This is a genomic window from Xanthomonas pisi DSM 18956 (assembly GCF_001010415.1).
GTDB lineage: Bacteria > Pseudomonadota > Gammaproteobacteria > Xanthomonadales > Xanthomonadaceae > Xanthomonas > Xanthomonas pisi.
In genome coordinates this window covers 1-484 of sequence record NZ_JPLE01000119.1, presented here as the reverse complement: position 1 = coordinate 484, position 484 = coordinate 1, and the positions used below count along the sequence as shown (strand labels likewise).

1 pseudogene is annotated in these 484 nt (G+C 62.4%); it reads right to left on the bottom strand.

The features are described from left to right. A pseudogene (locus tag Y887_RS19475) lies at positions 1-422 on the bottom strand (transposase); the annotation flags it as partial. Positions 423-484 lie beyond the last annotated feature (62 nt).

The window sequence follows — 484 nt, the reverse complement described above, 5'->3', positions numbered from 1 at the left end:
GATCTCGGCAATCAGCTCGGCATCGCGCACCGTCCAGTCCAGAGGCGGTGCGTACCAGGCGGCACGCGACAGCCCGACGCATGCACAGGACCGGCGCAACGGCCGCGCGTGGACCTCGATAAGGAACCGCACCGCCTCGCGCTTACGCGCCGGCCCTAGAGTTTTTTTGCGATCAGGTCCTTCATTGCCGCGTTGTCGAGCGCCAACTCGGCGTACATCCGCTTGAGCTTGGCGTTCTCGGACTCGAGCTCCTTGACCCGCAGCAGCTCGGACGCCTCCAAGCCGCCGTACTTGCTCTTCCACTGGTAATAGGTCGCCGTGCTGATGCCGACTTGGCGACAGATGTCTTTGACTGGAACGCCTGCGTCGGCCTGCTTGAGCGTGGCGATGATCTGTGTCTCGGTGAACTTCGATGTGCGCATGGAACCTCCTGACTTGGGAACGATGCCCGGAAGATCTACTTATGCGGTGTCTGCCGATCGGG